This window comes from uncultured Roseivirga sp., from assembly GCF_963973945.1.
Taxonomy (GTDB): domain Bacteria; phylum Bacteroidota; class Bacteroidia; order Cytophagales; family Cyclobacteriaceae; genus Roseivirga.
On sequence record NZ_CAXBBV010000006.1, the window covers coordinates 150,143 to 175,521 of the forward strand.

At 37.7% G+C, this 25,379-nt stretch carries 15 protein-coding genes; 12 read left to right on the forward strand and 3 right to left on the reverse strand.

The genetic code is table 11. The features are described from left to right. The first annotated feature begins 18 nt into the window (after positions 1-18). Together AAC026_RS11960 and AAC026_RS11965 are read left to right on the forward strand one after the other, a co-directional pair. Positions 19-507, forward strand: a complete 489-nt coding sequence (locus AAC026_RS11960; RefSeq protein WP_339606470.1) for an FKBP-type peptidyl-prolyl cis-trans isomerase — start codon at positions 19-21, stop codon at positions 505-507. A 206-nt stretch (positions 508-713) separates the two neighbouring features. Further along, positions 714-2,366, forward strand: coding sequence for a M28 family metallopeptidase (locus AAC026_RS11965; protein WP_339698295.1), 1,653 nt, complete (start codon positions 714-716; stop codon positions 2,364-2,366). A gap of 63 nt (positions 2,367-2,429) precedes the next feature. On the opposite strand, the gene AAC026_RS11970 is transcribed toward AAC026_RS11965, so the two are convergent. After that, positions 2,430-2,963, reverse strand: coding sequence for an FKBP-type peptidyl-prolyl cis-trans isomerase (locus tag AAC026_RS11970; protein ID WP_339698298.1), 534 nt, complete (start codon positions 2,961-2,963; stop codon positions 2,430-2,432). Positions 2,964-3,113: 150 nt separating this feature from the next. Next, on the reverse strand, positions 3,114-6,230 hold the full coding sequence (locus AAC026_RS11975) for an efflux RND transporter permease subunit (protein ID WP_339698301.1): 3,117 nt from the start codon (positions 6,228-6,230) through the stop codon (positions 3,114-3,116). A 220-nt stretch (positions 6,231-6,450) separates the two neighbouring features. On the opposite strand from AAC026_RS11975, the gene AAC026_RS11980 reads away from it, so the two are divergent. From AAC026_RS11980 to AAC026_RS12020, 9 genes are all read left to right on the forward strand, one after another. Continuing rightward, positions 6,451-7,548, forward strand: coding sequence for a 6-bladed beta-propeller (locus tag AAC026_RS11980; RefSeq protein WP_339698304.1), 1,098 nt, complete (start codon positions 6,451-6,453; stop codon positions 7,546-7,548). Next, positions 7,545-8,000, forward strand: coding sequence for a hypothetical protein (locus AAC026_RS11985; protein WP_339698307.1), 456 nt, complete (start codon positions 7,545-7,547; stop codon positions 7,998-8,000). The genes AAC026_RS11980 and AAC026_RS11985 overlap by 4 nt, the downstream gene beginning before the upstream one ends. Positions 8,001-8,155: 155 nt before the next feature. After that, positions 8,156-9,217, forward strand: a complete 1,062-nt coding sequence (locus AAC026_RS11990) for an efflux RND transporter periplasmic adaptor subunit (protein WP_339698310.1) — start codon at positions 8,156-8,158, stop codon at positions 9,215-9,217. A 3-nt stretch (positions 9,218-9,220) separates the two neighbouring features. After that, positions 9,221-12,268: an efflux RND transporter permease subunit gene (locus AAC026_RS11995; RefSeq protein ID WP_339698312.1), complete on the forward strand. Its 3,048-nt coding sequence runs from the start codon at positions 9,221-9,223 to the stop codon at positions 12,266-12,268. Between the two features lie 445 nt (positions 12,269-12,713). After that, on the forward strand, positions 12,714-13,418 hold the full coding sequence (locus tag AAC026_RS12000) for a hypothetical protein (protein ID WP_339698315.1): 705 nt from the start codon (positions 12,714-12,716) through the stop codon (positions 13,416-13,418). Continuing rightward, positions 13,415-16,207: a carboxypeptidase-like regulatory domain-containing protein gene (locus AAC026_RS12005; RefSeq protein ID WP_339698318.1), complete on the forward strand. Its 2,793-nt coding sequence runs from the start codon at positions 13,415-13,417 to the stop codon at positions 16,205-16,207. Before AAC026_RS12000 ends, AAC026_RS12005 begins: the two co-directional genes overlap by 4 nt. A gap of 5 nt (positions 16,208-16,212) precedes the next feature. Next, positions 16,213-18,435, forward strand: a complete 2,223-nt coding sequence (locus AAC026_RS12010) for a hypothetical protein (RefSeq protein ID WP_339698321.1) — start codon at positions 16,213-16,215, stop codon at positions 18,433-18,435. Then, positions 18,422-19,669 (forward strand): DUF4249 domain-containing protein, encoded by a 1,248-nt coding sequence (locus AAC026_RS12015; protein ID WP_339698324.1) that lies wholly within the window; start codon positions 18,422-18,424, stop codon positions 19,667-19,669. Before AAC026_RS12010 ends, AAC026_RS12015 begins: the two co-directional genes overlap by 14 nt. A 65-nt stretch (positions 19,670-19,734) precedes the next feature. Next, on the forward strand, positions 19,735-21,009 hold the full coding sequence (locus tag AAC026_RS12020; RefSeq protein ID WP_339698327.1) for a DUF4249 domain-containing protein: 1,275 nt from the start codon (positions 19,735-19,737) through the stop codon (positions 21,007-21,009). A gap of 299 nt (positions 21,010-21,308) precedes the next feature. On the opposite strand, the gene AAC026_RS12025 is transcribed toward AAC026_RS12020, so the two are convergent. Beyond that, positions 21,309-21,617: a hypothetical protein gene (locus AAC026_RS12025; protein ID WP_339698330.1), complete on the reverse strand. Its 309-nt coding sequence runs from the start codon at positions 21,615-21,617 to the stop codon at positions 21,309-21,311. Positions 21,618-22,164: 547 nt separating this feature from the next. On the opposite strand from AAC026_RS12025, the gene AAC026_RS12030 reads away from it, so the two are divergent. After that, positions 22,165-25,362, forward strand: a complete 3,198-nt coding sequence (locus AAC026_RS12030) for a SusC/RagA family TonB-linked outer membrane protein (protein WP_339698333.1) — start codon at positions 22,165-22,167, stop codon at positions 25,360-25,362. Positions 25,363-25,379: the final 17 nt, after the last annotated feature.

Consider the following 25,379-nt stretch of genomic DNA (forward strand, 5'->3'; position numbering starts at 1 on the left):
TTAAAGAAAAAGAGATTGATGAAAGCGATTAAAACGTTGATGGTGCTGGTTATGGTTGGTTTGACTATGAGCGCATGTAAAAAGGATGTTGTTTTTGATGTAGGGGAGCAATTTACTCGAGATACGGTATTGATTGAGAGGTATTTAGCGGAAAATAACATTGAGGCTGAGACTGACGAAAGTGGGATACGCTACACTATCAAGGAGCAAGGCACTGGCGATAAAGCAAAGTTTGGGGCAACTGTAAGCGTAAAATATACAGGCTATTTTTTAGATGGAACTACTTTTGATACTAATGTTGGTAAAGATTCTTTCGAATTTGTGATTGGCCAAGGTAAAGTGGTTCAAGGTTGGGAGATTGCCTTTAAATTGTTCAATAAAGGAACTGATGCAACTATCTATATACCTTCGAGGTATGGCTATGGTAGCAACGGTAATTTTGCTATTCCAGCTAATTCGGTATTAGTTTTTGATGTACGTGTTATAGACATTCTAGGTAACGAATAGACTGTTTTAAAATGACATGAGAAAGGATCGCTTTTGCAAAGGCGATCCTTTCTTGTTTTAAAGCCTTTAATAGAATTTAGTTCTACTTTGAAACAAGACTTACTCAGCTCAATTTTGAGTATCGAATTTCTTTAAGGTTTACCCATTGCTTAAAATTCATTCTAAGCCTTAAATTTTCTTTATCTTCGTTTTTAAATGGAAAGAATATGAAAGGAAAAAATATAACACTTTTTGCCTTGTTGGTTATTGGCTTTTTAGCTTGTCAATCAGGTGGAAATGTAATTGAAGAAAAGGTGATGATTGATACACTTACCATTAATCGTCACTTGAGTGTTTTAGCTTCGGATGATTTTATGGGAAGAAAACCCTTTACTGAAGGTGAAGAGAAAACCATTCATTATTTAGAGTCTGAATTGAAAGGGATGGGTTTGAAACCCGGAAATGGAAATAGCTATTTTCAAGAAGTACCATTAGTGGAAATAACAGGCGAGCAATCACCTACCATAGAAGTAACAGGCCAAGGTAAGTCCATGAGTTTTAAATCTAATGAAGATGTGGTGATATATACCGAAAGGGTAGAACAAGAGGTTTCAGTTAAAGACTCTGAATTGGTTTACGCAGGTTTTGGTATTGTAGCACCAGAGTATGGTTGGAATGATTATGAAGGACTGGATGTAAAGGGTAAAACAGTTGTAGTTTTAGTGAATGACCCAGGCTTTGGTTCAGGTGATAGCACTTTATTCAAAGGAGATCAAATGACCTACTATGGCCGATGGACTTATAAATATGAAGAAGCTGCTAGACAAGGTGCAGCGGGTGTTTTGATTGTGCATGAAACTGTTCCAGCAGGTTATCCTTGGTTGGTTGTACAGAGTTCATGGACAGGTGCAAAGCTGAATTTAGACGATGCCAATCCACCTTATAAATGTGCGGTTCAAGGTTGGATTACTCGAAATACAGCTGTAGAGTTATTTAAAGCAGCGGGCATTAAAGATTACTCAGGCATGGCTAAAACGAAAGGATTTAAACCAGTGGCTATGGGGCTGAAAGCCTCAATGGGAGTTAAGAATAAAGTAAAAAGAGACATGTCGCGTAATGTTGTGGCCATGGTGGAGGGAAGCAAACGGCCTGACGAATATATCATTTATTCTGCCCATTGGGATCACCTAGGAGTAGGTGAGCCAGTAGATGGCGATTCAATCTATAATGGGGCACACGATAACGCCAGTGGAAGTGTTGGTTTGTTAACCATAGCTGAAACATTTGCTAAAATGGAGCCAAAACCAGAACGTTCAGTGGTGTTTTTGTTTGTAACGGCTGAAGAACAAGGCTTACTTGGTTCTGCTTATTATGCTCAAAATCCACTATTCCCAGCAAATCAAAGTGTAGCAAACATCAATATTGATGGACTTCCAGCATATGGCGAAATGAAAGACTTGACCATTACAGGTTATGGGCAATCCGAACTAGATAATTACGCAAAGACTGAAGCAGACAAACAAGGTCGATATGTAATTCCTGACCCTGACCCAGCAAAGGGATATTTCTTCCGTTCAGATCATTTTAATTTTGCCAAAATTGGAATTCCAGCTTTGTATGCTTCTGGTTCCTACGAATCGAAAGAAAAAGGAGTGGAGTTTATTGAAAAGAAAACGCAAGAGTATTTGGCTATTCGTTATCATCAGCAAGCAGATAATTACTTACCTGAGGAGTGGGATTTAAAGGGGATTGCCCAAGATGCGGCCTTACTTTTTAATGTTGGTAAAAGATTAGCCAACGAAACATACTTTCCAAAATGGAATGAAGGTTCAGAATTTAAGGCGAAGCGCGATGAGGATATGAGCTTAAAAAAGAAATAACCTATTTCGAACGAGACGAGAATAAAAAGGCCGATTGAGTAATCAACCGGCCTTTTTCATGCTTTATTTTTTCACTTCCAGCAGCTCAATTTTGAACTTCAAATTTGAATTAGCAGGAATTCTATCTGTAGGTATATTTCTGTAAGCGTATATTGATGGGATTAAAAATGTACCGCTACCACCTTCAGTTAAAAGTTGAGTTGATGCATCAAAACCTATAATTACCATGCCCTTTCCAGTGATAAAACCAAATCGCTCATAAGTTCTATTGGCATTATAAATCCCATTATCCTTGGCAATTTGCTCAACATTGGTGTCAATGAAAGTCCCGTTTAAAAGCGTGAGTTCATAATTAACATAAACAGTATCTCCAAGCTCTACCGTTTTTCCATTTCCTTCCTCGTGAATAATATACCGGATTTCCGATTCACTATGTACTTGTACAGTAAGATTGTTTGTAGCTACATAATTATCAATAGTGTCAATATCAATAGCCAATTGCGCTGCGGGGTCATAATATGGCCCTGATTCATCTAAACAAGATTGAAGAGCTGCACAAGCTACTAAAACTCCCAACAATAATTTTATTCTTTTCATAGTCCTTTGTAATGACCTTCGTATCGGTCAAATTTATTTTAATACTCTTGTCTACTTGCATCAGACACCAGACCAAAGAGGTAGGTTGGAATTAAGTTTCTATTTCTATTAGTACACAAATATATTGGAAGCAATTGAACTTGAAATCTATTAAGCAGCTTTAACTTTCTTAGAGAGGAATACTGGCAGACAAAGAAAAACAGCTACTGTAGAAAACATCAGACCACCAATGGTTCCAATAGCCAATGAAAACCAGAAAGCTTCATTTTCACCCTCTAATAGAAATGGTATTAAGCCAAAACAGGTAGAAAGTATGGTAAGCATAATAGGTTGAGCCTTACCAACTACTGCCTTTAGAACTGCTCGATTATACTTTTTCAAAGAGGAATTGTTGAGATCATTCACAATAAAAATAGCAGCGTTTACTACAAGTCCACCCAACATTACAAAGGCTGCATAGCCTCCTTGGTCAAAGGAGAAATCAAACAAGGAGAAGATGAGAAACAGACCTATGAATGAAATGGGAATAGTAACAATAATGTAAAAAGGCTGTTTTAGGTTTTCGAATAGAATAGCGCAAATCACAAAAATGCCAATAATTAGAAAGCCCAGTAAACCATACTGTTTAGCGTCTTTGTCAAAACGGAAATACTGATCTTGAGTGTCTATCTCATAACCAATGGGAAGAATGTATTTCATTTCTTCAATCATCTTATCCCGATACTCTGCTCCAAATTTTGAGGAGCCTAAGTATTTAAACCCTATTTTTCGCAGATATTGTCTGTCCTCTTTATGAATTTCGTTTGCGGCTTCTTCAAAAACCATGTTGGCATAATCGTTAATTTTTATCAAGCGACTTGTGTCAATAGGTAGGGCTTCTTCCATTAAGTCGTACTTAGAAAAATCTTTCGCGTTGGTCGCTTTTATAAAGATTGGGGTTCTGTCGTTGTTTAAGTTGGCTGAAGCGGATGCTCCATTTGGAAGCGTATAATCAGTCAATATATTTGTAACAGCTCCTCTATTTATACCTGCCTTGGCCATGCGGTCTACGTCAAAATAGAGCACGTATTCATTTCCCTTTACTACACCATAGCTATATCCGATTTGTTCATTCCTTTTTACTTCCTGTATTCTTTTGTGATTTTCTAGCTTTGTAGCTAAAATATCAGCTTGCCTGCTTAACTCATCATAATTATAGCCCCGCATCCTAATGCCAAACTCTTGGTTATCACCACTTTCTCCGCCTATATTAAACCCTTGGCCTACACCTTGAATGGACCACCTTACTCCTGTTAAGTCGACAGATCGGGCCTGTAAACGACCTTTAAGCTGGTAAGGCAATGCAGAAAATTCGTACTCTGGCTCAAAGGTGATCCTTACTGTCCCAGTTCTATTGTCTACACTAGTTATGTATTTATCTACACCTTTAACTCCGTCTACAAATTCTTCCACCTTTCCAATTACATAATTAGCGTCCTCTAATGTGGTGCCCATCGGTAGGGTAGCCCTTACGGTTAGCTGGGTTTGGTTAACATCTCTGTAGTAGTAGCCTTGATAAACTTCGGTAGCAAATTTTCTAAGGGCTCCGCCAAGAATTTTATCTGTGATCGGACGAATATCATCTTGATACTTGTCACTACCAATTGTCTTGTTATACCATTCATGACCTTCCCATTGCAAAGGCATTTTATACACGGGCAAACCAAAACCTAGAATGACGATAAAAATAAATGCCTTTCTGTGGCGAACTATAAAACCGATGGTTTTGGTATACCCTCTAAACCATTTTACCTTTCTTCGGAGCTTGAGCATACCGAATACTCTTGTTTTGCTCATATCTTCTTTAAATAGAAGCTGATAGAGAGCAGGAGTGAAGAATAGAGCAATTAATAGTGATACGGCCAAGTTGATAGCCACCACAATTGAAAAGTCAGAAAGATTTCTGCGATCATCTTCTGGCAATAGTAATACCATAAGCAAAGCCATAATGGTAGTTAATGAAGCCGCCAAAAGTGCTACAAAAATGCCTCGGTTTTTCTTTCGGTACATGTGATCCATCATTACAATGGCATTGTCTACAATCAAACCAAAGGAAATAGTTAACCCAGCAATGGAGTACATATGAAGCTCTACGTCCAATGCATAGATGATAATGGCCGTGATGGAAAGGTTAACGGCAATACCCATAAACAGAGTGACCAAGTACTTGGGGTTTCTATTGATGAGGAAGATGAATACAAGAAGGATAATAATTGAAAGAGAAGTTCTTTGATAGATTTTATCCATTTCCTTATTCAGAAATTCAGTATCATCTCTCTCTAGTAAAATAGTTAAGTCGCTTTGCATGGAAGACTGCAATGCTTCAATTTGCTCACGTATCTTCTTTGCCAAAACAATTTTGTTTACACCTTCCCGAGCATAAATCTGTAAGTTAATTGCATTGCGGCCATTGATTCGTGTATACCTTATTGGTTGTTGTTCCTCAACATAGACTTTGGCAACATCTTTTAAGTAAAGCTCCTTGCCGTCAATATTACTGATAACAGCCTGTTCTAAATCTTCTAAACTAGTAAGCTCTGAAGAACTACGAAAATAGAATTGTTGGCCAGCTGCATTCTTAATCATCCCTGGGTAGTTCCTGTCTTGAAAGAGATTAAGGCTACTTACAAGGTCGCTTTTGGAAAGTCCATAACGCATTAACTTCAGAGGGTCGAAATCAACAGTGATCTGTAACTCATTCGCTCCTGTTAGTTGTGTGCTTTTAATTTCATTGATGGCCGAAAGCGGCTTTAGAATATATTCATCAACATCCTTTTTGATTTTGTAGGAAGCATATGGGCCATTGATAGAGTAAAGCAAGATGGGCGACTCAGACTTATTCTGCGTTTCACCTCCACGCTGCTCAACAGCCGGGTAGCTCATAGTCTCTGGTAGCTTCTTATAAATGTTCCGAATGAGCGAGTTGACCTCAAACTTTCGGAACTCCATGTCTTCCCCTTTATCAAAAGCTAACTCGATAGATCCGTTATTATAATTGGAAACACTAGTTACTTTATTTACTCCTTCTATTTGAGAAATGGCATTTTCAAGAGGAGAAGTGGCCAAACGCTCTACAATATCTGGAGAAGAGTTTGGTAGGCCATAAGAAATGGTAATTGCAGGCTTGGTGTAACGTGGTGTAAAATTCACGTTTAGTTTGGGGATAAAAGCAATGCCAATCATCGCTAAAACCACAAACACTATTACCATTCGAAAAGGTCGCTTCATCTTGAAAAATAATAAGGCCTTATATATTCAACTTGAAATAAGTCTTTATTAGGTTGAAATGAAAATAAATGTGATCTTAAATTTAATAAACTTTGGATAACTGAGTATATAATCGACTATAGATTTAGGTGATTGGTTAATTTTTTAGTTTGAAACTCCTATATTTGATTTAATCCAATTATATCTCTACATGATTCTGAATTTAAAAGTGCGATTGTTAATGCTCAGCATAATAATACTTGGTCTAATCTCTTGTAGTCCATCACAAAAGGATAGCACGATAATATTTGAAAGCTTGGTGTCAGAAGAATTTCAAACCTTTTTATCGAGTACCGAGCTAGAAGTCATTCCTCTGAAAACAAATGAGGTGGTCATTGGTGATTTCAACATGGTTAGAATGGTATCTGATGAATTGTATGTTTTTTCTGGCCAACAAGGAAAAGTACACCGTTTTGATGACTCAGGTAATTTTATAAATACCATTGGCCAAATAGGAGACGGCCCCTCAGAATACAGAGGTCCTGCGGGATTTGTAATCTCTGGAGATAGTTTAATAATTCTTTCACAGAAAAAAGGGACGTCATCTCTATATTTTTATTCAAATCAAGGCGAGTTTATTAAATCCATGGATTTTGAAGAAAGCACTTATCCCTCTTTTGAATTGACGGATTTTGGCTATGTGTTTTCAACGGGCGGAAATACAATTTTTGAAAACAAATACAACTTACACAGCCGTAATTTTAAAGGTGAATTGATTGGCAAGTTCTATCCTATTATTGACAGAGCCATGTTCTCTATTGGGGTTAATAATTTTGGTAGAGGTGAAAACTGTAGTCTTTACTTCGAACCATTTAATAACCAAGTGTATAAGATTGAAAAGGATAGCCTAATTCCTACCCATAAATTCGATTTTGGTGATTTTAATCTAAAAGAGAACGCTTTTGATAGCGAGGATCCTTATGAGAATTTTGAAAGAATTATGAATAATGGTATGGCCTTTATTCTAGCTTATTCCGAATCAAAAAACTATGCTTACTTTAATATTATACTTCAGAAAAACCCAGACAAGCCTGAAGTATTTCATTTATTGTTAAATAAGAAAACGAGAGCATCTAGGCTTATTAAAAGTGTGGAAGAAACAACTCCAGCATTTCAGTTTATGAATGGAGATCGTTTACTTTTCTTATTTCATGCGGGCGATGTACTGAATTTAGCCAAGCTGTATCCGGAAGCATTCGCTGGCAGCGAAGATGTGATACGAGATGTTAAAATGGATGATAATCCAATAGTCGTGATCACTAAAATTGATTTCTTATGAAAAAGTCAATCTTCTTATGTATTCTGATAATTCCTTTGATGTTTTCTTGTTCTTCTGGACCAAGAAAGCTGGTACTCCCAGAATTGCCCATGGTTTCTATTCAGCCTAAACCTGAAAATGCTAAATCTCCCTTTGAGCTTACGCGAAAAACTTATGTAGCTTACATTTATAAGAAATGGCAAAAAGATAGGCTTTATGGAATCGAGTTGGCGGTGGCTGACTGTATTAAGAAGAATATGGATTATCTGATTTATGTAGAGGCAGATTCGGAGGTTGAGGTAAAACAATGGTTAACTGAACTGGACTATAAATACTCAGTGATTTGGGATAAAGAGTCCCTCTTTAGGGAGGTTAACAGCGAAACTTTTGAGGGCTATATTGGCTATATTGGCTATATTATAAACAAAGACAAAGAGGTTTTGGGGATTCCGACCATTCAATACCGCCAATAAGAGGAGGGCTCGTATGAATATAGATTTAAAAAGCGCGTTTTCGAAAGCGCAGTTCAGATCATGTCTACTCATTTAAGCACTAATTTTTACCTGAATATTAAATAACTATCGTATTAGTTTTTTGAAATCATATTTTAGCATTATTTTGGCCTATTATGAAACGACTTTTTTTAATATCTACTTGTTTTCTATTGTGTCTGGCTTGTAAAGAGCAAAAGGAAGAGATTGAGCAAGTCGATCAGGAATCACTGAGAAAGCAAGTACAGCCCACCGAGGTGAAAGTAGCAACAGCCGAATATAGACCATTCGAGTTTTTAGTAAGTGCTACGGGTACCATTGAGTCAGAATATGAACTTGAAATAATTTTTGAAACGAGTGGTTACTTAGAGAAACTCAGTATCGAGAACGGCCAAAGGGTAAAGAAAGGCCAGGTCATAGGTCAGCTACAAAATGAGAAAGAGAAGTTTGCTATTGAAAAGGCGCAGGCCGCTTACAATAAGGCTTTGGTGCAATACACAGATGACTCATTAGGTTATAGTAAGCATAATGAGGTGATGTTAAGAAATTTATCTTTGAAGTCAGGTCTTGTTGATGCTGAGATTAACCTTCGCGAAGCCCAGATCAATTTAGAGAATACTATAATTAAAGCACCTTCAGACGGTATAATCGTTGATTTAGAGCTTAAAGAAGGAAGCCTTGTTTCAGCAGGAAAAGTGCTTTGCTCTATTTATGATGGCAAAAACTTAACCCTTACCGCAAAAATACTTGAGCCAGATTTCGGCTTTGTAAAAACGGGGCTTATTGCCGATGTTTTTCCACTTGCCCGCAGAGATCAATCATTTGTTGCCAAAGTGAGTGAAATCAATCCAAGGGTAGACGAGTTTGGTATGGTTCAGATAGAGCTTAAACTAAATCAAACGGATGGTCTGTTGCCAGGTATGCATGCCAACGCCATAGTACGAGTTCCTCAAGCCTTACATATTATTGTGCCTAGAGAAGCGGTAGTAATTAAACAAGGAAAGTCCGTGATCTTCACTGTAGTAAATGGACTGTCTCAATGGAAGTATGTAGAAATTGGACTTGATAACGGCACTGACGTTGAAGTTTTAGATGGCCTTCAGGATGGAGACCAAGTAGTACTTACTAATAATATTCAGTTGGCTCACGAAGCCAAGGTTAGTATTGCTAGTGAAGATCTTACTACCTCTAAGCAATAAGTAATGGTTAAATTTTTAATCAACCGACCTGTTGCTGTATTCTTAAGCTTTCTGGGGATTCTGTTCTTTAGCTTTTTGGCTTTACAAAGATTGCCAGTTTCTCTATTGCCCAATATTGAGGTGCCGGCTATCATTGTGAAGGTAAACTACCCCAATAATCCTCCTAGCATTATTGAAAACAACATCCTAAAGCCAATCCGTATCTCCCTCAATACACTTAACAATTTAAAATCAGTTGAAAGTATTGCCAATAGCGAAACCGGAATGCTCAAATTACAATTTGAGTTCGGTACAAGGATGGACTTGGCTTATATTGAAATCAATGAAAAAATTGATAGACTTCAAGAGAACTTACCTCGAGACATGGACAGACCGCAGGTGGTCAGAATTAATACATCAGATATTCCCATTGCCAGAATTCAGGTAATACCAACGGAAGGAAGTGACTATAATCAAACATCAGAATTAACTGATCGAGTTTTAAAGAAAAGGATCGAGCAGATTGCAGGAGTCTCGATTGTCGATGTTAATGGTTTCGAAGGGCAGTACATTGGTATTACACCCGATTTAGAAAAAATAAGAGCCCTTAAGATTTCAGAGCAGCAGATAGATCAAGTTCTAAAAGGAGCCAATACAGATTTAGGTAGACTATCAGTAAAAGATGGCCAGTACCGTTACTTCGTTCGAATAGCCAACAGGCTAGATAACGTAGAGGAGATTGAGAATCTTCCAATTATTAATAGAGAAGGAGATGTAATCAAGTTAAAAGATATTGCCGAAGTTGAGTTTCGATCAGAGAAAAGGCAAGGCTACCATTTGAGCAATCAGCGAGAAGGTTTAGTAGTTACCGTGCATAAACAAGCAAAGGCTAAAATGACTGAATTGACTCCTTTATTGTATAAAGCTGTCGAGGGTTTTAAGGAAGATTATCCACAAACGGATTTTGAGCTTACCCAGGATCAATCACTCTTGCTCAATGCGGGAATCAATAACTTAAAAACCAGTCTTATATATGGAGGCATCTTTGCCTTTGCCGTGCTATTCCTTTTTATGGGAAATGTTCGTATGCCGATTATGATGGGAATTACACTTCCTATATCATTATTGATCAGTTTCTTATTCTTTTACGCTTTTGGTTTATCCGTAAATATTATCTCATTAAGTGGTTTAGCGCTTGGTTTGGGAATGTTGATTGATAATTCAATCATTGTAATTGACAACATTACCCGAAAAAGAAAGGATGGTTTAGACATTGTTCAAGCTTGCGTTCAAGGTGTGAACGAAGTAATGACCCCACTAATTAGTTCCGTACTAACTACTTTGGCCGTATTCGTTCCTCTAGTATTCCTGAATGGCCTTTCAGGAGCTTTGTTCTATGACCAAGCACTCTCTGTAGCCATTATTTTAGGTACATCTTTAATGGTCGCTTTTGTTCTTTTGCCTTTGCTTTATCGTAAGTTTTTTGAAAACCTAAAGAGACCTATTAAAGAAGATAGTCTAATTTTTAAAGGGATTTTAAAACTCTATAAATCCATTTTTAGAGTGGTCTGGCGCTTTAAAACGATTAGTCTTATTCTGCTCATTGCTCTCATTCCGTTGGCTTATCTTATCATTGTTAGTGCCTATAAAGAAGGCTTACCTGCAATTGAAAAAACGGAAACCCTACTTACCATTCAATGGAACGAACCGCTGGATGCCGAAGAGAATAAAAGAAGAGTTTTAAATCTTCTCGAAAAAACTGCACCAACCACTCCAAGTGAATCGGACATTGGATTGAAGCAATTTCTTTTGGCCGAACAAAGTAATTCTATTGAGAGTGCTGAAGTGTATTTTAAGTCAGAATCAACAGAAGCAAAGTTGGATTTAGAGAAAAGATTGACTGCCTTTTTAGAGGGGAGTTATCAGAATGCTTCTTTTCAAGTGCAAGATGCACCAAATGCGTTTGACCAGATTTTTAGTTCAGAGCAGAAGTTCTTTATTGCCAAGTGGAAGAAACTCTCTGGTAGTGAAGGGCTTGATGAGGCCATGCTAGCAAACTTGGAAAAGGACGTTGCCGAAATAGTAAATGCAAAACCTCGTCATGGCAATGGGTTTCAATATGGGGAGTCAATGGAAGCCATTATTGATAATAAAGCTTTATCATTTTATGGGATTTCAGAAAATGCAATGAAGGATGCCCTTTCAAAAGCACTAGATGGCTATATGGTAACAGAGATTAGGCGTTTTGGTGAAGTGACACCCATTTGGATTCAAAGAGGAACTGAAGATTTTAGAAATAAGTTGAAGGGTATTTCTGTGCTAGGTAGGGGCAACCAAATGTACCCACTTTCGAGCTTCGTAAAGTTTGAATACATTAAAGATATCAAGGCAGTAACGGCTGATAGAATTGGAATGTACCAGAGTTTAGAATGGGAGAATCTTGATGAAGTTTCTATTCAAAAGCTGCAAGAACAATTACCAGCAAAAGCCGCCCAGTATGGCCTTTCTGTTGACTTTGATGGCGCTTATTTTCAAGGAAGGGAGAACCTTCAACAGTTGATTTTTATCTTAATGATTTCTGTGTTGCTGCTCTACTTTATTTTGGCAGCTCAGTTCGAATCACTTGTTCAGCCTTTAATAGTAATCCTAACTCTACCACTTGGTATTGCCGGAGCCCTTTTGGTACTAATGGCCGCTGGAGGAACTTTGAATGTAATGTCAGCTATTGGTATTATTGTGATGCTCGGAATTATGGTGAATGATGCAATCTTAAAAATTGATACCATTAACAGGTTAAGAGAAGAGTTTTCTTTAGGAAATACCACAAGTACCAAACGTCAGATACTCCAAAACGCCATCGCAAAAACCGGTGAAATAAGGCTTAAGCCTATTTTAATGACCTCGATTACCACAATTTTGGCCTTGCTTCCTGTAGTGTTTTCAAGCGGAATTGGTGCTGATTTGCAGAGACCTTTGGTCTATACAGTGATTGGTGGTTTGACTATAGGAACCTTCACAGCACTATTCTTTGTGCCCCTTTCGTACTGGGTGATAAGTAAGAAGAAGGATTAAATTTTCTTTAGAGCTTGGCTGGTATTGAATAGTGATCTTTTTCGTCTGGTTCTATTTCAGCTTAGTAGAACTGATACGTCTCTCCCAGTTCTTCAACTAAAGAGTTTTGAATAGTAGGTTGAAAAATATATTCCCATAAAGAGTAACCTATCTAGCTTTTAGCGTTCTTCTGTTACATGTCTATTAATTCAAACTATGTGAATAATTGATAAAGCCGATCATGTAAAACTATCCCCATCTAGCATAAGTTAATCAAGGAGCCCGTGTCTTGATTGTTGAATAGCAGATGTCAGTAAGTAATTACTTAGTAAGGCACTTATAAATATACTTGCAATTGATCTTATATATTTTATATATTTAACATTGCTACTCTCGAATTTAATTATTCGAAGTGTAAATGGTAAAATATAGGTAAATAAATAATGGCTTTTCTTAATCTTATATTATGAAGCGTCTTACATTTATAGTTCTCCTCATACTTATTCAAATTAAGGTGTATGGGCAGCAATACAGTCTAAAGGATTTTAACCTAGAAGGGGATATTAACACTTGGTACAGTACATATTTTGATTCAGTTAATATCAAACCAGTTATTGGGGTGCTTCCAAATTTAGCCTCACAGCGACCAAAGGTGAATGCTTTTTTTACAGAGAACACGCTTGATTGGATAAAAGCCAGTATTATGTATGATAATCAGTGCTACGACAATATTCGGATTAAGTATGATATTGAACAGCAGCTTGCTTACATCTCGCACCCTTTGACTAAACAAAGCATTACCCTAGATCAAAAATTAGTTAACTGGTTTAGAACACCTGTTGGGGTTTTCAAACCAAAGAATGATGTTACGGGCTATTACCTAATAATCTTTGAAGGAGAACAAGTTTCTCTTGTTAAAGAAAGCTCCAAACGTTTGGTTATCCAGAACCGTGAGTTTGACTATGCACGTACGGATGAACTCTTTTTATTGACTAATAATGAGAAGGTGCGCATCAAGAATAAAAAGTCTTATCTCAAACAATTCCCAACATACAAAAAGGAAATAAAAAAGTTTATGCGATCACAAGAATCTCGTGAAGTAAATAGAATGGGTAAGGAAAGTTTTCTAATCCATTTGGCTAAGTATTGTGATAACCTTTCTATCCAATGAGAAAAGCAATAGTACTTACGCTGTTGGCTTTAAGTCTCAATGGCTTTGCAAAGCAAAATGAACCAACTTTTTCTGGAAGCTATGAAAGAGCCCCTTTAGAAATAATTATTTTAGATATCGAAGCCAAGCTGCCTTATACTTTTTTCTATAAACAGGAATGGATTGATTCATTGCAATTCACAGGTACATTCAGTCAAACACCCATAGATGCTGTGGTAAATAGACTTTTTGAAAATACTTCTATACGGTTCTACCTTGATGGAAAGAAAGTGTATTTGACGAATGGAATTACTATTATATCTACTCCTGAAATAATAACTAGTGTGCAGGCTCAAACCAATAAACAAAAAGAAGAACCGCAGGTAGAAGAAGGGAAAGAGCTTCTTTTCACCAAAGAGTTAAGAGGAGAAACACAGAATAACAAAGACTTAGAAAACTATGTCTTTGAAGTGGGGAGTAGGGCGCAATTCAAGGCAGGTGGTACTTCTACCCTGGTGGGGTATATAAAAGAAAATATTACTGGTGAACCGATAGAAGGGGCCCTTGTGTATACTCCTGATGGGAACAAAGGGACTACTTCAGGGAAAGACGGTTTTTACTCCCTCAATATCACAAATGGGAAACACGAAATTCAGGTGCAATTTACGGGGATGAAACGAGCCAGAAGAAACCTGATTCTCTTTTCAGACGGGCAATTAAATATTGGAATGGACGTGGACGTGATCGCCTTGAATGAAGTGGTTGTAGAAGCAAGCAGGGGAGCAAACATTGAGCGATTGACAACGGGTGTTGAAAGACTGAATGTGGAGCAATCTAAAACGGTACCCGTAGTTTTGGGCGAAAAAGACATTTTGAAAGTAGCTACTACCTTTGCAGGTATCCAAACAGTGGGTGAAGGCGCAGCAGGATTCAATGTTAGAGGAGGAAAATCGGACCAAAACCTATTCTTATTCGAAGGTGCTACGGTATACAATGCATCTCACTTTATGGGCTTCTTTTCGGTTTTTAACTCCGATGCACTTCAAGGTATGGATATTTTCAAAAGTGGTATTCCTGCCAACCGTGGTGGAAGGTTATCTTCTGTTTTTGAAATAACAGCCAAAACAGCTAATAAAGAGAAAGTTGTTGTTGAAGGGGGAGTTTCACCGATTACATCAAGAGTGACTGCTGAAATTCCAATCATAGAAGGTAAATCTTCTCTTTTAGCGAGTGGAAGAATCACTTATTCTGATTGGATCCTTCAGAGTATAGCTCATTCCGATTTCAAAGGTAACAAAGTATCTTTCAGCGATTTCATTGTTAAATATGATCATGAAATTGATCAAGAGAATAAATTATCACTTTCAGCTTACTTGAGTAAAGATCATTTCCGATTGAGTTCTGATACACTTTTTTCCTTTTCAGATTTCTCGTATATCAATGAAATGGCTACGGCCAAATGGCTTCATAGATTCAATGAAACCATGGATGCTTCATTAATAGCAACTTACAGTAAGTATAATTACGATTTCGAATCAACTCAACTAGTGAAGAATGCATTTAGGCAAGATTTTGAAATCAAGGAGTATGGTGCAAGACTGGATGTGAACAAAGATGTGCAAGCTGCTCATCAGTTCAATTTTGGGCTTGAAGTAAAGAGATATGATATTAACCCAGGGTCCAAATCTCCTATTGGAGCTGAGTCTATTGCCGCTTCCGTTGCATTAAACCATGAGCAAGGCATTGAAGGGGCTCTTTATTTCTCAGACAAGCATGAAATCAATAAAAAACTGAGTTTTAATTATGGTCTTCGATATAGCTTCTTCACCTATCTTGGGCCTGGGATTACTAGTCTTTATTTGGAAAACACCCCAAAAAATGCAGACACTAAAACGGGAGAGACAATCCACGAAAAAGGGGAGTTTATAAGAACCTATCAAGGACCTGAGCTACGATTGGCCGCAAGGTATATGTTAGGAGAAAGTCGTTCAGTGAAAGTTAGCTATGATAAAAGTAGACAATACCTACATGCGCTATCTAATAGTTCTTCATTATCTCCCACCGATATATGGAGGCTTTCAAATAGCTATATAAAACCTCAAACAGGTGATCAAATATCTGTGGGTTACTATGAGGATTTCATGAATGGTCAACTTGAGACTTCTCTTGAATTGTATGGAAAGAAACTCGATAACCTTTTAGACTTTAAAACAGGGGCGGATTTTCTATTAAATGATAGAATAGAATCTATTGCGCTTCAAGGCCCTGGAAAATCATACGGTTTGGAGTTGTCTTTGAAGAAATCAACAGGCCGACTTAATGGCTGGTTTAATTATTCGTATGCACGAACATTTATTAAGCTCAGCGGAGAGTTTGATGAGGAAACGGTCAATAACGGAAAGTTCTTCCCTACCAATTATGATAAACCACACACTATCAATTTGGTCAGTAACTATGAAATTACGTCAAGGTTTACCGTTTCGTATAACCTTGCTTACAGCACTGGCCGACCTATTACTTTCCCTACAGGACTTTATAAACTGAACGGGGTTGAAATTCTAAACTATTCCAACCGGAATGAGTACCGAATTCCAGACTATTTCAGAATGGATTTGGGTTTTACCTTAAAATGGGGGCATAGAATAACTAAAGGGGCTCACTCTTTCTGGTCTGTCTCAATTTATAATCTGGTTGGTAGAAAAAATCCATTCTCTCTTTACTTCGATTTAGAAGATGGGGTAGTAAAAGGGTATAAACTATCTGTATTTGGCTCGCCAATCCCGACCATCTCTTACAACTTTAAATTCTGATGGAGATGAAAATTATACACATAAGAGCAAACCGATTTTTGGCTATAATCACTCTGTTTTTGGTAGTCACCATAAATACCTTTGCTCAAACGGAAAACGTAAGAGAGCGAGTGTTTATCGATGTTAATACTCACAATTTACTTGTTGGAGAAACTCTTCAGTATTCAACTTTCTGTTTAAGTAATACGACAAACAAACTTTCGGTCCTTAGTAAATACCTTTATGTTGAATTGATAGGGGAAGGAGGAGTTGTTTTTCAACGAAAACACCAGCTGGAAAATGGAAAGGCCAGTGGAGAATTTTTTATTCCATCCAGTACGGAAACTGGTCAATATTACCTTGTGGCATACACTCGTTGGATGCGAAACTTCGATGATGTAGCTCAAGCACCACTTGTATTTATTAACCCATTTAAAGGGCATACAAATGCAGATGTTGTATCGACTGACGTGGAAGTGGAATTTAGTATCGTTTCTGGTGCTTTAGTTACCAATTCTAGCAATAATGTGGTTTTTAAAGTTCATCAGGGGGATAAACTACTTTCAAGGAAAGGACGGGTAATTAGTGAGGGAGGAAAGCAAATAGCGGACATATCTAGCGATACTAATGGCATCGGGGCTTTTGAAATTATTCCTGAAAAAGAAACAAACTATCAATTGCTTCTTGAAAACCCCGAGGGTGGGTTTCAGTTTTTTGACCTTCCAATATCTACTGATAATGGAGTAGGACTTAATATTTTGCATAATGATAATGAAATTGAGCTGAAGCCTATCGGAGATGTCAAAGCGGGTAGACTATACATTGAGCATCAAGGAAAAATAGTGTTTGAGCGCGATGTGCGGAGCACTTCTCCCATTAGAGTAAAAAGGGCTGAATTACCCCAAGATGTTTTAAGGGTGTCTTTTAAGGATGCTCAAGGAACATTAAGGTTTATGGCTCCATTAGTCAATACAAAATTGAGTATAGAAGAATTGGTAACAACATTAGAGACCCGATCGTCCGCAGTAGTTGAGCAGCAGCTTGTTAAAGGAAATTATAGTGTTTCAATTCGTAAATCTTATTCAGATGAGTCGCCTCAAAGTCATTCTGTTTTTCCTAAGGAAGCCTTCTTTTTGCCAGAAAACCTCGATTATGCTGAATTGCAATATGCATCAAGCTTTTCGCGCATAGAGAATAAGGAATTGCCAGAAAGTATTTCTTTCTTACCTGAATATCGTTATCAATTGCTTGAGGGCATGTTGAAAGCTGAAAGTGATTCTGCCCCTGTTGCAAATAAAAATGTTGTACTCAGCCTAACAGGTGAAGGAGTTCTGAACATTTCTGTTGCAAGAACAGACAATAAAGGACGTTTTTTGTTGGAGTATCAAACGGTTAACAAAGGAAAGCCAACTGCTGCGCACCTTACCATGCCAGAGTTTGAAAAAGAATATTCATTTGAGGTGAATAATAACTTCAAGAAACAGCACGATCTGAATTTTTCTTCAGTAATAATAGATACTGCTCGGCTTTCAGAAATCAGAGAAAGGAGTATTATCAGTCAGCTAGAAAATGCCTACTTTACTCCTCTTATCGATTCATTAGAAATCGAAAACGATATATTGTCTACAATGAGCTTTTTTAATGCTCATTATAAATTCGATGACTATGTAAGATTTAAAACTCTAAAGGAACACTTCGTAGAGTACATTCCCGTGGCTGGTGTTAGAGAGAAACGTGGGTATAAGCGTTTTTTGGTCTATAATTTGGATTTAAATTTTGACTTTGAGTTGGACCCACTTGTGTTACTTGATGGTGTGCCTGTTCATGCACCCGATTTATTGGAATTCAGCCCTTATCGAATCAAAAATGTTGATATAGCGAACAAACGTTATTTTCTAGGCTCTTTGATTGCAGATGGAGTACTTAGTTTTAAAACCATTGAAGGCAATTTGGGAGGTTTTAAAATCAACACCAATCACTTGGCTTTTGATTTACTGACGGCTGAGGAAGCAACATCAAAATTAGGAACAGATCATTTGAAAGACTTAAGAATCCCAGACTCCAGAATTCAGCTACTCTGGCTTCCAGACTATAATGTAAATGAGGACGGAACACAACAAATTCAGTTCAATACTTCTGATATTGAAGGAACTTTTGAACTGGTAATTGAAGGTTTCACGGAAGACGGAATTCCAGTTTCCATTGTTAAAAAATTCAAGGTAGAAGAGCGTACGAATGAAAAAGGTTAATAACAAAATATTAGTAAAACTCTCGCTGTTAATGTTGGTTGCATTTACCACTAATTCCTGCATTGAAGAAATAGAGACTTCCTCTTTTACCTTTGAAAAATTATTGGTGGTAGATGCCAATATCTCTGATCAGACAAAGCCCCACGAGGTTCGCTTAACTTATACTGCTCCAGTTGATGGTGATGTTGATGATATTTCCAATGCCGTATCTGGTGCAACTGTTTGGGTAGAAGATGACCTTGGGAGTCGTGTTGATTTCGTTGAGCAAAGTGCTGGAATTTACTCTTCTCCTACAACTTTCGCGGGAAAACCAGGAAGAAGTTACGCGCTCTTTATTACTACAAGCGAAGGAAAGAGATATCAATCATTATTTGAAAAACTAGTACAAGCACCAGAAATCAGTGCGATTTATAATCGCTTTGCTATTGAAAGTACTGGTCAAACTGCAGAATCTATCCCTGGGGTTCAATTTTTTATCGATGTTGAAGACGACAGTCAAAGCACGCAATTTTACCGCTATGAATGGACTGATGCTCATCAGATCATCGTTCCTTTTCTGAAAAAGTGGGAAGCCATACCAACATATGGATTCTCTGTCACTTTCAAAATTGTTCCTTTTAACGAAGATGTTAAAGAATGCTACAGAGAGAGCCAATTCAATGAACTTATTTTGGCCACCTCAGCTAATAACATCAACGATGGGTTAAGTGAAATACCAGTTAACTTCATAGCAGCTTCTGAATTCGATGTAACCACCATGTATTCTATTGAAGTGACTCAGCGGGCAATAAGCGCTCAAGCATTTAGTTACTATCGAAAAATGGAATTGTTCAATGAATCGAACGGCTCGTTGTTCGACAAACAACAAGGGGTAATCGTAGGTAATATTTCATCTATCGATTCTCCTGATGAGCAAGTACTTGGTTATTTTGAAGTTGCTGGAGCAAGTAGCAAAAGGGTTTTTGTAGAGCCTTTTGATTTGGATGAAAAAGTGATGGACTACATAGTTAGGCCCTGTGAAAAATACCCTGTCTTAGAATATGAGAAATCACTAGAGCTCTTTTATGACCCTAAGTATCTTTCTGATGCAGAACAAGCTACGATAGTCCCGATACGGGAGTTATATGAGCTCTATGATATCGATGAAGGAACGCCAGTTAAATTCTTGGCTCACCACCTTTGTGCAGACTGTAGGAGAAGGGGTAGTATTGGAAAGCCTGATTGGTGGCCATAGAGTGGTTTCTCAGTGTAAAGTTATTCCTTAATAACTCTACAGGTTTCAATTGTTGAAAAAAGAATATGTTAAAGAGTGGAAGAATGAGCATGGCTAACTACAAAACGGTATTAAAGCTTTGTCTGATGTGCTTAGTGATGTTTGTCGCTATTGCCTGCATTGAGGAAATTGATACTACCTCTTTCACATTTGAAAAAGTATTGGTGGTAGATGCCAACATTTCCGATCAGGCCAAAGCCCATGAAGTACACTTAACTTATACTTCTCCTATTGATGGTACTGCGGATGGTAGTTCTAATGCGGCCTCTGGCGCAACCATTTGGGTAGAAGATGATCTTGGAAATCGTGTTGATTTTACTGAGCAGAGAGCTGGTTTTTACCTTTCTCCAGATACTTTTGCTGGAGAGGTAGGGAGAAGTTATACTCTTTTGATCATTACAAATGAGGGAAATAAGTATCAATCATCATTTGAAAAACTGGTGCAGGCACCAGAAGTAAGTGCTATTTATAATAAGTTTGCAATTAAGCCACTTGGTCAAAAAGCTATTGCCACACCAGGGGTTCAATTTTTTATCGATGTGGAAGATGACAGTCAAAGCACCCAATTTTATCGTTATGAATGGACTGATGCTCATCAGGTTGTAGTTCCTTATCCAAAAAAATATGAGACAACAATTATATATCCTGGTGGAATGACAGATCCCATTTATATTCTTGATCCCTTTAATACTGATGTAAGCGAATGTTATAGAGAAAGTAGGTTTGATGAAGTGGTATTGGCCTCGTCTGCTAGTAACAGTAATAGGGAATTACGTGAAATTCCAATCTTCTTTTCAGAAGCGTCCAACTTCGATGTCACTACCAAATATTCTATTGAAGTAACCCAACGGGCTATAAGTGTTCAGGCATATAGTTACTATCGAAAGATAGAATTATTCAATGAATCCAATGGTTCATTGTTCGATAAACAGCATGGCGCAATTGTGGGTAATATTTTATCAATGGATTCACCAGACGAAAAAGTATTGGGTTATTTTGAGGTTTCTGGAGCGAGCAGCAAGAGAGTCTTTCTAGAGCCTTCTCAGTTAGATGAAAAAGTAATGGACTATGTAGTTCGCACTTGTGAAGAATATGATGTCTTAGAATTTGAAGGAGACCTGAATTCATTTTATAAAGCCAATGGCGTTCCAGAGATCTTGTTGGGAGACGAACTGTTAAAACGTGCTTTTTATGAAGTCTATGATTATGACCCACTTAATGACACGAAGTTTCTTGCCCACCGCCTTTGTATAGACTGTAGAAATAGAGGAAGTATAGGAAAGCCAGATTGGTGGCAGTAATATTTTTGGTTTTGAAAAGTTGTTCACTTAATTGTAAGCATGTAATTTCTATTTGAAATAGGTAGTAATAGCACGCAACTCGAGTATTGGTTCGCTATCGCTTCCTCTGTTGAACCTGAAGAAGTACTTGTTAATATAGTTTTAAGGTACTGCCAATTACAGTTATGAGTGTACATCTCTGAGCCAGTTTTTGATTCGTATGTTTAGCACTGAGAAGTTCTTTCCTTTGTTTGAGGTTATCTGTGTAAGGTTGCAGTATTCTTTTGTAAATATCTTGTAATCAGACCACCCATCGGTGATCACATATACTTTTTGGTCAATGCGGTTGGTGAAAATAGGCTTGGTTCAAGCATGTTACTAAAGTCATAGATTACTTTCATGTAGGCTTTGCTCGATTTACCCTCTCTATGTTGCGCAGCGAAAATAACCCTGACTTTATGATCACTATGGTCACGACCCTGTTTTTCATTACGAGGGATTGCTATTTCAAATTTATCCATTTGTACATCAGCGTTCAGGAAATGTTTTTGGCTACTTTTCATAGCTTTCAAAACTTTTTGTTTAATGAGCCAAACCGTATTTTGTTCTATCCTTAACAGCTCTGCCAACCATATGCTACTAGCGCCTTTCTTGCTTGTAGAAATTTTATGGGATAGTATGAGAACTATATTGGATTCATCAAAGCCACATTGTGAGTGTCTGCTGCTGAAAGGCTGCTTTCCTTTGATATATTTTATTGATTTACATCATCGGCATTCATAGTCTTCGACTCATTTCAATTGACTAAAAGCTGATAGCAATCACTTTCTGAATTAAAGCGAGCTTCAAAGGTTTTTCGGTCAAGTTGTTAATTTGGTTTATTAGGCCTATTTCATTCAATATATAGGTTTCAATGCATAGCAGTTCTACCGAGCAATTGTTAATTTTTTGCACTTCAAAATTATGAAAGAAACGTTTTATTGATTCTTTCTAGAAACTTTTTATTCAAAGGTTTACGATGTACTTGATTGTAAACATGTTTGTATTGTATGACATAATGGTCTGTTCATGTATTAAATAATGTGGCTTATATGGTATAATAATTATGTTTATGTATATTGCTTAGTGTCTCTTTATTGACATCTAACTATTTATTTTAAACTTAAACTATTAACTATGAAAAAAATGTTATTAACGATTGTCATGATCGTTTTTGCGTCTTTTTGTGCGTTAGCACAAGACCGAACCGTTACTGGTAAGGTAACAGACGAACTCGGTCTGCCGCTGCCTCAGGTATCGGTGTATTTAAAAGGAGCAACCGCCTCTGGTGTTCCTACAGATGCAGATGGAAATTATCGCCTGTCTGTGCCTCAGCCTGGAGGTATTCTCGTATTTCGATTTCTAGGGTATGTCACTCGTGAGGTACAAATAGGATCTCAAAATACAATTGACATACAGCTCTCTCCTGCCGTAACGGACATAGGAGAAGTAGTAATCACAGCAGTTGGAATCGAGACCAATAAGGCCTCTTTAGGTTACTCCATTGAAAATGTTAATCCAGATGACATATTGGCTGCCAAGGAGACAAATTTGGTTAATGCCCTTAGTTCTAAGGTTGCTGGTGTTTCTGTTGTGAGTTCATCTGGGTCTCCAGGAGCCTCTGCCAATATTAGAATTAGAGGAAATACTTCTATTGGAGGAAATAACAGCCCTTTATTTGTTGTAGATGGTGTGCCTATTGACAATAGTTCATCTGGAAATGGAGTAGGTGGGGTAGATAACTCCAATAGAGCTGTGGATTTGAACCCTAACGATATTGCTGCAATGACAGTATTGAAAGGGCCTGCGGCTACTGCTCTATACGGAATTAGAGCAGCGAACGGAGCCATAATTATTACCACTAAATCAGGAGAGCTTGGTAAGCCTAGAATTAAGTTTAGCACGAGTGTTACGGTGGATGAGATCAATAAATTTCCAGAGCTTCAAACAGAATGGGCACAGGGAGCCACGGTTAGTAGAGGTGGAGTTTATGGCCTAGAGTGGAGAGGCCCGCATACTTTTGAAGGAAATAGTTGGGGTCCTAGGATTTCAGACCTTGAGTTTGATGGTAGTGATTATGCTTTCGATAAAGGTGGTAGATTAGTACCTAAAGGAACAGGGAATGGAGTGCCTGCTAGAGCTTACGATCAACTTGATTTTTTCAGAAAGGGATATACAGTTGATAATAACATCTCAATTGAAGGTGGAACTGAGAATGTAAAGTATTTCTTCTCAGGAGGAAACCTTTATCAGCAAGGGGTGGTACCGAATGCTGATTTTGAAAGGACAACTTTCAGAATGAACTTAAATATGAAGTTAGACGAGAAACTTTCCGTTGGAGCTTCAGGGTCATACATTAATTCTGGAGGAAGTAGAATACAAAGAGGGTCGAACGTGTCAGGTGTAATGCTTGGGCTTCTTCGCAATACCCCAACATTCGATTTAGGAAATGGAAAAAAAGGACAGGATGCAGCTGATGACCCAGCTTCATACATTTTGCCAGATGGAAGTCAACGCTCTTACAGAGCAGGTATTTACGATAACCCATATTGGGCAGCAAATAAGAATCCTTTTAATGATGAGGTGAATCGTATTATTGGTAATGTAAATGCTACATATAAGTTAGCAGATTGGGCATCAATAATGTATAAAGTAGGTCTCGATCAATTTACTGATGAAAGACTCTATGCCCTTGATATCAATAAATCGTTTAATGGAGCAGTAAGGAATTTAGGAAGCGTAAACCAAGAAACGCGTACGTCATCCAACATAAATCATGATGTTATACTAACTCTTAATAAATCGTTTAACGAGGATTGGAAAACATCAGGTACTTTCGGTTTTAACTATTACAAAAGCTTGTTCAAAACCAAAGGTGCAGCTGGTACTACTTTAGCGGCTCCTAATTATTATAATATTGCGAATGCTACTGATATAACTGCTTTTGAAGGTATTTCAGAAAGACGTCTCTCAGGGCTTTATGGAAATATTAACGTGGGTTGGAGAGATCAAGTGTTTTTAAATTACTCTGGTCGTAACGACTGGTCATCTACTTTGCCAGCAGGAGATAACTCTTTCTTCTACCAAGCAATAAGTTTAGGTTGGGCCTTTACGGAAACTTTTGACCTGAGTAACTCTTGGTTATCTTATTCAAAGCTTAGAGCTTCTTGGGGCGAGGTAGGTAACGATGCTCCTCTTTATGCTACTTCAAGTTATTTTAACTCTGCCGGTAACGGAGGAGATGGATTTATTGGAGGCACTGGCTTTCCTGCTTTTGGATTAAACGCTTTTGAACGTTCTACTCAATTAGGTAACAATAAGTTAAAACCTGAGTCTACTGCAACTTTAGAGCTTGGTTTAGAAGCAGAGCTCTTCAAAGGTATCGTATCATTTGATGTTACCTATTACAATGCAGAAACTGTTGATCAAATTGTTTCTGTACAGGTTCCGGCTTCATCTGGGTACACTAGCCTTGTTCAAAACGCAGGTGTAATTAGCAATGAAGGATGGGAGATTGAAGCAGGATTCAAAATTTTGAACAAGTCTGATTTCACTTGGAATCTTGATGCCAACTTTACCAAGTCTGAAACCATAGTGAAAGAATTAGCAGAAGGAATTGAGTCAATTACTTTGGCTGGATTTACTTCAACTTCTTCACGTGTTGTTGTAGGACAGCCTTATGGTGCTATATATGGAAATGGACTTTTGAAGCATGACAACGGGAAACTATTAATAGGAGCTAATGGCTACCCTATCTTAGACCCTAAGGAAGGCGTTTATGGAGACCCTAACCCAGATTGGATTGCTGGTATTAGAAACACTTGGTCATATAAAAACCTATCTCTTTCTGCGCTAATTGATATCCGTCAAGGCGGTGATGTATGGTGTGGAACATGTGGTATTATGAATTACTTCGGTACCTCTAAATTGTCTGGAGATTTGAGAGATCAGACCGTGGTGTTTGACGGTGTGCTTGCAGACGGATCTGTCAATACTAGAGAAGTACCTTACTATGACACTTCTCTTCCAACATCTGCCAATTACTTCCAGAGATATGGATTTGGTGGAACAACAGAGCAAAGTGTATATGATGGAAGTTGGGTGCGTTTGAGAGAGCTTACATTGGGGTACAGTCTACCACAAAGCTTGATTAGCTCTTTGAAAATCACTAATGCTCGAGTTCAACTTACAGGTCGTAACCTATGGTTAAGTACTGATTACCCAGGAGTTGATCCAGAGACTAATTTGACAGGTGCCTCAAACGGTATTGGCTTAGATTACTTCAACATGCCAAACACTAGAAGTTATGCACTTACTATTAGCATCACATTTTAATTCTTAAAACGATACAG

Excerpts from the sequence above, each read along its gene's own strand:
- AAC026_RS11960 (WP_339606470.1), top strand. The coding sequence starts at position 19 with ATGAAAGCGATTAAAACGTTGATGGTGCTGGTTATGGTTGGTTTGACT.
- AAC026_RS11965 (WP_339698295.1), top strand. The coding sequence starts at position 714 with ATGAAAGGAAAAAATATAACACTTTTTGCCTTGTTGGTTATTGGCTTT.
- AAC026_RS11970 (WP_339698298.1), bottom strand. The coding sequence starts at position 2,963 with ATGAAAAGAATAAAATTATTGTTGGGAGTTTTAGTAGCTTGTGCAGCT.
- AAC026_RS11975 (WP_339698301.1), bottom strand. The coding sequence starts at position 6,230 with ATGAAGCGACCTTTTCGAATGGTAATAGTGTTTGTGGTTTTAGCGATG.
- AAC026_RS11980 (WP_339698304.1), top strand. The coding sequence starts at position 6,451 with ATGCTCAGCATAATAATACTTGGTCTAATCTCTTGTAGTCCATCACAA.
- AAC026_RS11985 (WP_339698307.1), top strand. The coding sequence starts at position 7,545 with ATGAAAAAGTCAATCTTCTTATGTATTCTGATAATTCCTTTGATGTTT.
- AAC026_RS11990 (WP_339698310.1), top strand. The coding sequence starts at position 8,156 with ATGAAACGACTTTTTTTAATATCTACTTGTTTTCTATTGTGTCTGGCT.
- AAC026_RS11995 (WP_339698312.1), top strand. The coding sequence starts at position 9,221 with ATGGTTAAATTTTTAATCAACCGACCTGTTGCTGTATTCTTAAGCTTT.
- AAC026_RS12000 (WP_339698315.1), top strand. The coding sequence starts at position 12,714 with ATGAAGCGTCTTACATTTATAGTTCTCCTCATACTTATTCAAATTAAG.
- AAC026_RS12005 (WP_339698318.1), top strand. The coding sequence starts at position 13,415 with ATGAGAAAAGCAATAGTACTTACGCTGTTGGCTTTAAGTCTCAATGGC.
- AAC026_RS12010 (WP_339698321.1), top strand. The coding sequence starts at position 16,213 with ATGAAAATTATACACATAAGAGCAAACCGATTTTTGGCTATAATCACT.
- AAC026_RS12015 (WP_339698324.1), top strand. The coding sequence starts at position 18,422 with ATGAAAAAGGTTAATAACAAAATATTAGTAAAACTCTCGCTGTTAATG.
- AAC026_RS12020 (WP_339698327.1), top strand. The coding sequence starts at position 19,735 with ATGTTAAAGAGTGGAAGAATGAGCATGGCTAACTACAAAACGGTATTA.
- AAC026_RS12030 (WP_339698333.1), top strand. The coding sequence starts at position 22,165 with ATGAAAAAAATGTTATTAACGATTGTCATGATCGTTTTTGCGTCTTTT.